This window comes from Streptomyces sp. NPDC059255 (assembly GCF_042752355.1).
Lineage (GTDB): Bacteria > Actinomycetota > Actinomycetes > Streptomycetales > Streptomycetaceae > Streptomyces.
In genome coordinates this window covers 1-8,454 of record NZ_JBHYZP010000079.1, presented here as the reverse complement: position 1 = coordinate 8,454, position 8,454 = coordinate 1, and the positions used below count along the sequence as shown (strand labels likewise).

The 8,454-nt window shown below is 72.3% G+C and carries 6 protein-coding genes; all 6 read left to right on the top strand.

Annotated elements, in window-relative coordinates; translation table 11 throughout:
* Positions 1 to 261: 261 nt before the first annotated feature.
* The 6 genes from miaA (at position 262) to hflX (ending at position 8,399) form a co-directional block, all read left to right on the top strand.
* Positions 262 to 1,200, top strand: coding sequence for a tRNA (adenosine(37)-N6)-dimethylallyltransferase MiaA (gene miaA / locus ACFXKG_RS40820; protein WP_384850567.1), 939 nt, complete (start codon positions 262 to 264; stop codon positions 1,198 to 1,200).
* 129 nt (positions 1,201 to 1,329) lie between these two features.
* A complete protein-coding gene (locus ACFXKG_RS40815) occupies positions 1,330 to 1,767 on the top strand; it encodes a hypothetical protein (RefSeq protein ID WP_382893585.1) in 438 nt (145 codons plus the stop codon).
* 164 nt (positions 1,768 to 1,931) lie between these two features.
* Entirely contained in the window at positions 1,932 to 2,861 is a 930-nt protein-coding gene (gene dapF / locus ACFXKG_RS40810) for a diaminopimelate epimerase (RefSeq protein ID WP_384850565.1), read from the top strand.
* 140 nt (positions 2,862 to 3,001) lie between these two features.
* Positions 3,002 to 5,116: a RelA/SpoT family protein gene (locus ACFXKG_RS40805; protein WP_384850562.1), complete on the top strand. Its 2,115-nt coding sequence runs from the start codon at positions 3,002 to 3,004 to the stop codon at positions 5,114 to 5,116.
* Positions 5,117 to 5,302: 186 nt separating this feature from the next.
* Positions 5,303 to 6,871, top strand: a complete 1,569-nt coding sequence (locus ACFXKG_RS40800; protein ID WP_384850558.1) for a M1 family metallopeptidase — start codon at positions 5,303 to 5,305, stop codon at positions 6,869 to 6,871.
* Between the two features lie 37 nt (positions 6,872 to 6,908).
* A complete protein-coding gene (gene hflX / locus ACFXKG_RS40795; protein ID WP_384850555.1) occupies positions 6,909 to 8,399 on the top strand; it encodes a GTPase HflX in 1,491 nt (496 codons plus the stop codon).
* Positions 8,400 to 8,454 lie beyond the last annotated feature (55 nt).

The following is an 8,454-nucleotide window of genomic DNA, read 5'->3' as shown; positions in this document are numbered from 1 at the left end:
GCCCCGCTCCCCACGCAGTAAAAACCCGCCAAATTGGGGGTGATTTTCCCCCGCCTCACGGCCCGCCGTCCGCTCCGTCCTGACGGAGCCGACTGCGGACGGTGAGGCACCGGGCCGGCTGTCGAACCATGAAAAAACGCCCTTAACCTCTCCATATCGTACTCGCGGGAATGAAGATCCGCCCTGCCCCGAGCCGGCCCCGGAGGCGTGCTGTCACGTAACTCGTTCAGGCAGAGGACCGCTGTTTGCGAGACTGGGGCAGTGAGAAGCGCACCTACCGCACCGCGGGTCATCGCCGTCGTCGGTCCCACCGCGGCCGGCAAGTCCGATCTGGGCGTACACCTTGCCCGGCAACTCGACGGTGAGGTCGTCAACGCGGACTCCATGCAGCTCTACCGGGGCATGGACATCGGCACCGCCAAACTGACGACGGAGGAGCGCGCCGGAGTGCCGCACCACCTCCTGGACATCTGGGAGGTCACCCAGGCGGCGAGCGTCGCCGAGTACCAGCGTTCCGCCAGGGCGGTGATCGACCGGCTGCTCGCCCAGGGCCGTACGCCCGTCCTGGTGGGCGGCTCCGGGCTGTACGTACGCGGGGCCATCGACGCCCTCGACTTCCCCGGCACCGACCCCGAGGTGCGCGCCAGGCTGGAGGCGGAGCTGCTGCTCCGCGGCTCCGGCGCCCTGCACGCCCGGCTCTCCGCCGCCGACCCTCCCGCGGGCCGCGCGATCCTGCCCAGCAACGGCCGCCGCATCGTCCGCGCGCTCGAAGTGATCGAGATCACCGGCAAGCCCTTCACGGCCAATCTGCCGGGTCACGACGCGGTGTACGACACCCTCCAGATCGGCGTCGACGTCGCCCGCCCCGAACTGGACGCGCGGATCGCGCGCCGGGTCGACCGGATGTGGGACGAGGGTCTGGTGGACGAGGTACGCGCCCTGGAGGCGCGCGGGCTGCGCGAGGGACGTACCGCCTCCCGCGCCCTCGGCTACCAGCAGGTGCTCGCGGCGCTGGCCGGCGAGTGCACCGAGGAGGAGGCGCGCGTGGAGACCGTTCGCGCCACCAAACGCTTCGCGCGCCGTCAGGACTCCTGGTTCCGCCGCGACTCCCGGGTGCACTGGCTGGGCGGCGGAACGGAGCAACGCGAAGAACTCCCGCACCGGGCGCTCGCGTTGGTCGAACGAGCGGTCACAGCCTGATCACGTGATGGCATCGGGACGCTCAGGGCGTCCGTGCGGTCCCCGCGGGCGTGCCATCATCGAGCAACGGTCGACCATCGGGCATCGATCGATCGACCAGTGGAGTCCGACTTGGGAGGGCGCGTGGCGATGGAGGCCGGCCCTCGCGACAGAGAACCCACGTCCTCGGAGACGTCGGAGGACGGCCCCAGGCTGAGTCCTGACGGTCCGGAGGAAGAGACCCTGGCCGACGAGGTCGAGGTCGAACTCAGGCCCCGGCCCCGGCTGCGGATCTGGCAGCTCGCCCCGATCGTGACGCTGGCCGCTGTCGGCTCCCTCATGTTCGCCTTCCCCCTCGCCTTCGGCACCGGGGACGGCGGGGCGGTCGTCGCCATGCTCGGGCTGCTGATCAGCTGCTGCGCCGCGGGCGCGGGGATGATGGCCGCGCGCCGCGTCGGGCACACGTGGCCGGGGCTGCCGAGCCGGTCCTCGGGCGAGCGCCCCGACTGGCGCGTCCTCGCCCTGTACGTCGCCGTGGGCGCCGCGCTGGTCGCCCTCGCCGTCTGGCGGGTCGCCCGGCTGCGCTGACCGCCCCGTACGGCGCGCACCGGCACGATAAAGCGACCGACGTGGGGCCCCGTACCGCGCGGGCCGCGGTCCTGGCCCCGAGTGGTCCCGGGCCCGCCGCGTCGGCGGCTCCGGACGGCGATGGTCGGCGGCTCCGGACGGCGATGTCCGACCTGCCTCGTACGATGGATTCCGTGAGCACTTCGCAGACCGCAGCCCGGCCGACCGCGCCCATCGCCTTCCTCAAGGGACACGGGACGGAGAACGACTTCGTGATCGTTCCCGACCCGGAGAACGCCCTTGAGCTCTCCCCGCGCGCGGTGGCGGCCCTGTGCGACCGCCGGGCCGGGATCGGCGGTGACGGGCTGCTCCATGTCGTACGGTCGGCGGCCCACCCCGAGGCGCGTGCCATGGCCGGGGAGGCCGAGTGGTTCATGGACTACCGCAACGCCGACGGGTCGGTCGCCGAGATGTGCGGCAACGGAGTGCGGGTCTTCGCCCGGTACCTCCAGCGCGCCGGACACGTGGAGGCGGGAGATCTGGCCTTCGCCACCCGCGGCGGGGTCAAGAAGGCGCACCTCGCCAAGGATGGGCGCGGTGCGCAGAGCGGGGCCGGTGACATCACCGTCCACATGGGGCGCGCGGCGCTCCCCGAGGAGCAGGCGACGGTCACGGTCGGCGGCCGGCAGTGGCCCGCCCTCAACGTCAACATGGGCAATCCCCACGCGGTCGCGTTCGTCGAGGACCTGGCTCACGCGGGGGACCTGTTCACGGCGCCGCCCGTGAGCCCCGCGTCCGTCTACCCGGACGGGGTGAACGTCGAATTCGTCGTCGACCGCGGACCGCGCCACGTCGCCCTCCGCGTCCATGAGCGCGGCTCCGGCGAGACCCGCTCCTGCGGTACGGGCGCCTGCGCCGTGGCCGTCGCCGCGGCCCGCAGGGACGGTGCCGACCCCGCGGTGACGGGCGAGCCCGTCACGTACACCGTGGACCTCCCCGGCGGACGGCTCGTCATCACCGAGCGCCCGGACGGCGGGATCGAGATGACGGGGCCCGCCGAGATCGTGGCGGAGGGTCACATCGACCCGGTCTGGCTCGAATCCGCCTTCGGTTAAGTCTTCGCTCGGATGGGTGATCCGTTTCACGTCGGGCGGGACCGGGACCGCCGCAGGCCACGGGGTCGATAGCATCAAGCACCGGCCCGGAGGGCGTCCCCGCCCTCTCCCCGCCGGTCGATGCTGCCCGGAGGTGCCCCATGAGCGCAGAGGCAACCAGCCCTGGTGCCCACAGCCGCAGACGCGGTCTTCCCCGGATCGACCTCCGCAGGCTCGGCAGGGCCGCGTTACTCGGCCCCGCCACCAGGGACCGGCTGCCGGCCGCCATCGGCCATGTCGCCGACGCGCACCGCGCGCACCACCCGGACGCCGACCTCGCCGTACTGCACAAGGCGTATGTCCTGGCCGAGGCTTCGCACCGCGGGCAGTACCGCAAGAGCGGCGAGCCCTACATCACCCACCCGCTCGCCGTCACGCTGATCCTGGCCGAACTGGGCGCCGAGACCACCACCTTGACCGCCTCCCTCCTCCACGACACCGTCGAGGACACCGATGTGACGCTGGATCAGGTGAAGGCGGAGTTCGGCGACGAGGTCTGCTACCTGGTCGACGGCGTGACCAAGCTGGAGAAGGTCGACTACGGGGCGGCGGCCGAGCCCGAGACCTTCCGCAAGATGCTCGTCGCCACCGGCAACGACGTCCGGGTGATGTCGATCAAGCTGGCGGACCGGCTGCACAACATGCGCACCCTCGGGGTGATGCGCCCCGAGAAACAGGCCCGCATCGCCAAGGTCACCCGCGACGTACTCATCCCGCTCGCGGAACGGCTCGGCGTCCAGGCGCTCAAGACCGAACTGGAGGACCTGGTCTTCGCCATCCTCCATCCCGAGGAGTACGCGCAGACCCGCGCCCTGATCGCGGACAACGCCACCGCGGGGGACGCCCTCGCGGCCATCTCCGAGGACGTCAGGCGCGTGCTGCGCGAGGCGGGCATCACCGCGGAGGTCCTGGTGCGGCCCCGGCACTCCGTCTCCGTGCACCGCTCCGGACTGAAGCGCGGCGAGCTGCGCGGCACGGACTTCGGCAGGCTGCTGGTGCTGGTCACCGAGGACGCCGACTGCTACGCGGTGCTGGGAGAGCTGCACACCTGCTTCACCCCGGTGATCTCCGAGTTCAAGGATTTCATCGCGGCGCCCAAGTTCAATCTGTACCAGTCGCTGCACACGGCGGTCGCGGGCCCGGACGGCGCGGTCGCCGAGGTTCTCATCCGTACGCACCGGATGCACAAGGTCGCCGAGGCGGGGGTGGTTGCCCTGGGCAACCCGTACGCGTCCGCCGACGCCACGGGGGGCCAGGACGGCACGGAGCGCGCCTCCGCCGCGGACCCGCAGGACGGCGAACGCGCCGACCCGACCAGGCCCGGCTGGCTCTCCCGCCTCCTGGAGTGGCAGGAGGCCACCACCGACTCGGACGCCTTCTGGGCCACCCTCCGCGACGATCTGGCCCAGGACGCGGAGATCACCGTCTTCCGCGCCGAGGGCGGGCTGCTCGGCCTGCCCGCGGGGGCGAGCTGCGTGGACGCCGCGTACGCGCAGCACGGCGAGGCCGCGCACGGCTGCCTCGGAGCGCGCGTCAACGGCCGTCTGGCGCCGCTCAGTACGGTCCTGCGGGACGGCGACACGGTGCAGCTGCTGCTGGCCCAGGACGCCGCGTCGGGGCCCTCGCCGCAGTGGCTCGACCACGCCCGTACGCCCGCCGCGCGGATCGCGATCACCGGCTGGCTGACGGCCCACCCCGAGGCCGTGGGGACGCCCGACGCGGCGCCCCGCGCGGCGCTCGCCGTCACCGCCGACCGGCGGGGCGAGCCCAACGCCGTGGTGGACCTGCCGGGCGCCACCGTACGGCTCGCCGGCTGCTGTACGCCCGTACCGCCCGACGCGGTGACCGCCTTCTCCGTACGCGGCGGCGTGGTCACCGTCCACCGGCAGGAGTGCCGTGCCGTGGACCGGATGAGGGCGCTGGACCGGCGCCCGATCCCGGTGAGCTGGGGCGACGCGCCGGAGTGCAGGGTGACGCTGTACGCCGAATCGTTCGGGCGGCCCCGGCTGCTCGCCGACCTCACGGAGGCCATCGCCACGGCGGGCGCCGCGATCGTCTCGGCGACGGTGGAGCCGCCGAGCGAACAGCGCGTACGGCACACGTACACGCTGGAGCTGCCGGACGCGGCGGGCCTGCCCGGTCTGATGCGCGCCATGCGCGACGTACCGGGCGTGTACGACGTCAGCCGCGCCCAGCAGCAGCCCGCGACCGCCTGAGCGCCCGCCGTGCCCGCACGTCCCCCAGGACGGGCGTCGCGCGGCGGGCTCCTTCAGGCCCTCACCCGCCGTCAACTTCGCGCCTCGGGGCATCCGGCCGCCAGGTCCACCCACCACCTGCCCCTTTCGGGTGGGGGCGGCGCGCGCCGCCGCCGCGCGCCGGGCGGCCGCTGATAGCCGTGGTCCGTGCTGTCAACGTTCTCCACCTCCCGCCGACTGCGTGCCGCCCTGCTGGCCGCCGCCTCGGCCACCCTCGTCGCCGCGACCCTGCCCCCGCCCCAGCCGCTCGGCATCGGGGATCCGCTCTTCCCGTACCTGGGCAACCCCGGCTACGACGTCCTCGCCTACGACATCGCCTTCACCTACAGGGGCGACAACACCAAGCCCCTCGACGCCGTCACCAAGATCGACGCGACCGCCACCCAGCACCTGGACCGGATCAACCTCGACTTCACCCACGGCACGGTCCGTTCCGTCGAGGTCGACGGCGCCCCGGCGCGGTTCGCGACGGCCGGGGAGGACCTGGTGATCACCCCCGCCGAGGAGGTGGAGGCGGGCGACCGGACGAGGATCATCGTCCGCCACACCAGTGACCCCGGCGGAGAGGGCGGCGGCTGGGTGCGGACCACCGACGGGCTGGCGATGGCCAACCAGGCCGACGCCGCCCACCGGGTCTTCCCCGGCAACGACCATCCCGCCGACAAGGCGTACTTCACCTTCCGGATCACGGTGCCCGGGCGGCTGACCGCGGTCGCCAACGGTCTTCCCGTGGCCAGGGCCGTGGCCGGCGCGCGCACCACCTTCGTCTACCGCACCCGGCACCCCATGGCGACCGAGCTGGCGCAGGTCTCCATCGGCGACTCGGCCGTCGTGCACCGCCAGGGCCCCGGCGACCTCCCCGTACGCGACGTGGTGCCCGCCGCCGACCGCGAGGTGCTGGAGCCCTGGCTCAAGAAGACCCCGGACCAGATCCGCTGGATGGAGGAACAGGTCGGGACGTACCCCTTCGAGACGTACGGCCTGCTGATCGCCGACGCCGACACCGGATTCGAACTGGAGACACAGACCCTCTCTCTCTTCGAGCGCTCCCTGTTCACCGGTTCCGTCTACCCCGAGTGGTACGTGGACTCGGTCATGGTCCACGAACTGGCCCACCAGTGGTTCGGCGACAGCGTCGCCCCTCGTACCTGGTCGGACCTCTGGCTCAACGAGGGACACGCCACCTGGTACGAGGCCAGGTACGCGCAGGAGCACGCGGGCAAGGCGCTGGAGACCCGGATGCGGGACGCCTACCGGCGGTCCGACGGCTGGCGGGCGGACGGCGGCCCGCCGGCCGCCCCGAAGCCGCCGACACCGGGGGATCAGATCAGCCTCTTCCGGCCGGTCGTCTACGACGGCAGCGCCCTCGTCCTGTACGCGCTGCGCCAGGAGATCGGGAAGGACGCCTTCGCCCGGCTGGAACGCGACTGGGTACGGATCCACCGGGACTCCACGGCGACCACGGCCGACTTCACCGCGCTGGCGTCCGAGGTCGCGGGGCGTGACCTGGCCGGCTTCCTCAGGCCGTGGCTGTACGGCCGGACGACCCCGCCGATGCCGGGCCACCCCGACTGGCGCAGCGACCCGCCCAAGGCAGGCAAGGGCGGGAAGAGCGGAAAGAGCGGGGAAACCGGAGTGACGGCGGGGTCGAAGCGTGCCACCATCGACGAGTCGGCGACGCGGCCGGGAATCAATCCAGGCCGTCACGCGTTGTGACTGACGTAACGGACTTTTCCTTCGACGTAAGGATCCAATGACCTCCTCTTCCTCCCCTTCCCAGGACACGCAGAACTTCGCGGACTCCCGCACGGAAAGCCTTCGGGCCGATGCCCTGATGGAAGAGGACGTCGCCTGGAGCCACGAGATCGACGGAGAGCGGGACGGCGATCAGTTCGACCGCTCGGAGCGGGCCGCGCTGCGGCGCGTGGCGGGTCTCTCCACGGAGCTCGAAGACGTCACCGAGGTCGAGTACCGGCAGCTGCGCCTGGAGCGCGTCGTCCTGGTCGGTGTCTGGACCTCGGGTACCCTGCAGGACGCGGAGAACTCCCTCGCGGAGCTCGCCGCCCTCGCCGAGACCGCCGGCGCGCTCGTGCTCGACGGGGTGTTCCAACGCCGCGACAAGCCCGATTCCGCGACGTACATCGGCTCCGGCAAGGCCCAGGAGCTGCGGGACATCGTGGAGGAGAGCGGCGCCGACACCGTCGTCTGCGACGGAGAGCTCAGCCCCGGCCAGCTCATCCACCTCGAGGACGTCGTCAAGGTCAAGGTCGTCGACCGTACGGCGCTGATCCTGGACATCTTCGCCCAGCACGCCAAGTCCCGTGAGGGCAAGGCGCAGGTGGCGCTCGCCCAGATGCAGTACATGCTGCCGAGGCTGCGCGGCTGGGGCCAGTCGCTCTCCCGGCAGATGGGCGGCGGCGGCGGTGGCGGCATGGCCACCCGTGGTCCCGGTGAGACCAAGATCGAGACGGACCGGCGGCGGATCCGCGAGAAGATGGCGAAGATGCGCCGGGAGATCGCGGAGATGAAGACCGGCCGCGAGATCAAGCGGCAGGAGCGCCGACGCAACAGGGTGCCTTCGGTGGCCATCGCCGGATACACCAACGCGGGCAAGTCGTCCCTGCTCAACCGGCTCACCGGAGCCGGTGTCCTGGTGGAGAACGCGCTGTTCGCCACCCTGGACCCGACCGTCCGGCGGGCCGAGACCCCGAGCGGCCGGCTCTACACCCTCGCCGACACGGTCGGCTTTGTCCGTCATCTGCCCCACCACCTGGTCGAGGCGTTCCGCTCCACGATGGAGGAGGTCGGCGACTCCGACCTGATCCTGCACGTGGTGGACGGCTCCCACCCGGTGCCGGAGGAGCAGCTCGCCGCCGTGCGCGAGGTGATCCGCGAGGTAGGCGCGGTGGACGTGCGCGAGATCGTCGTGATCAACAAGGCGGACGCGGCCGACCCGCTGGTCCTCCAGCGGCTGCTGCGCACGGAGCGTGACGCGATCGCCGTCTCCGCGCGTACGGGCGAGGGCGTCGCGGAGCTGCTCGCGCTGATCGACGCGGAGCTGCCCCGGCCCGAGGTCGAGGTCGAGGTGCTGCTGCCGTACACGGCGGGCGCGCTGGTCTCGCGGGTGCATGCCGAGGGCGAGGTGCTCTCCGAGGAGCACACCCCGGAGGGCACGCTGCTCAAGGCGCGGGTCCACGAGGAGCTGGCCGCGGCGCTCGCACCGTACGTGCCGGTGGCAGGCTGACGCAGCTGACGTCTGTGAAGGCCGGAGGCCCGCCTCCCTCACCAACTGGTGAGGG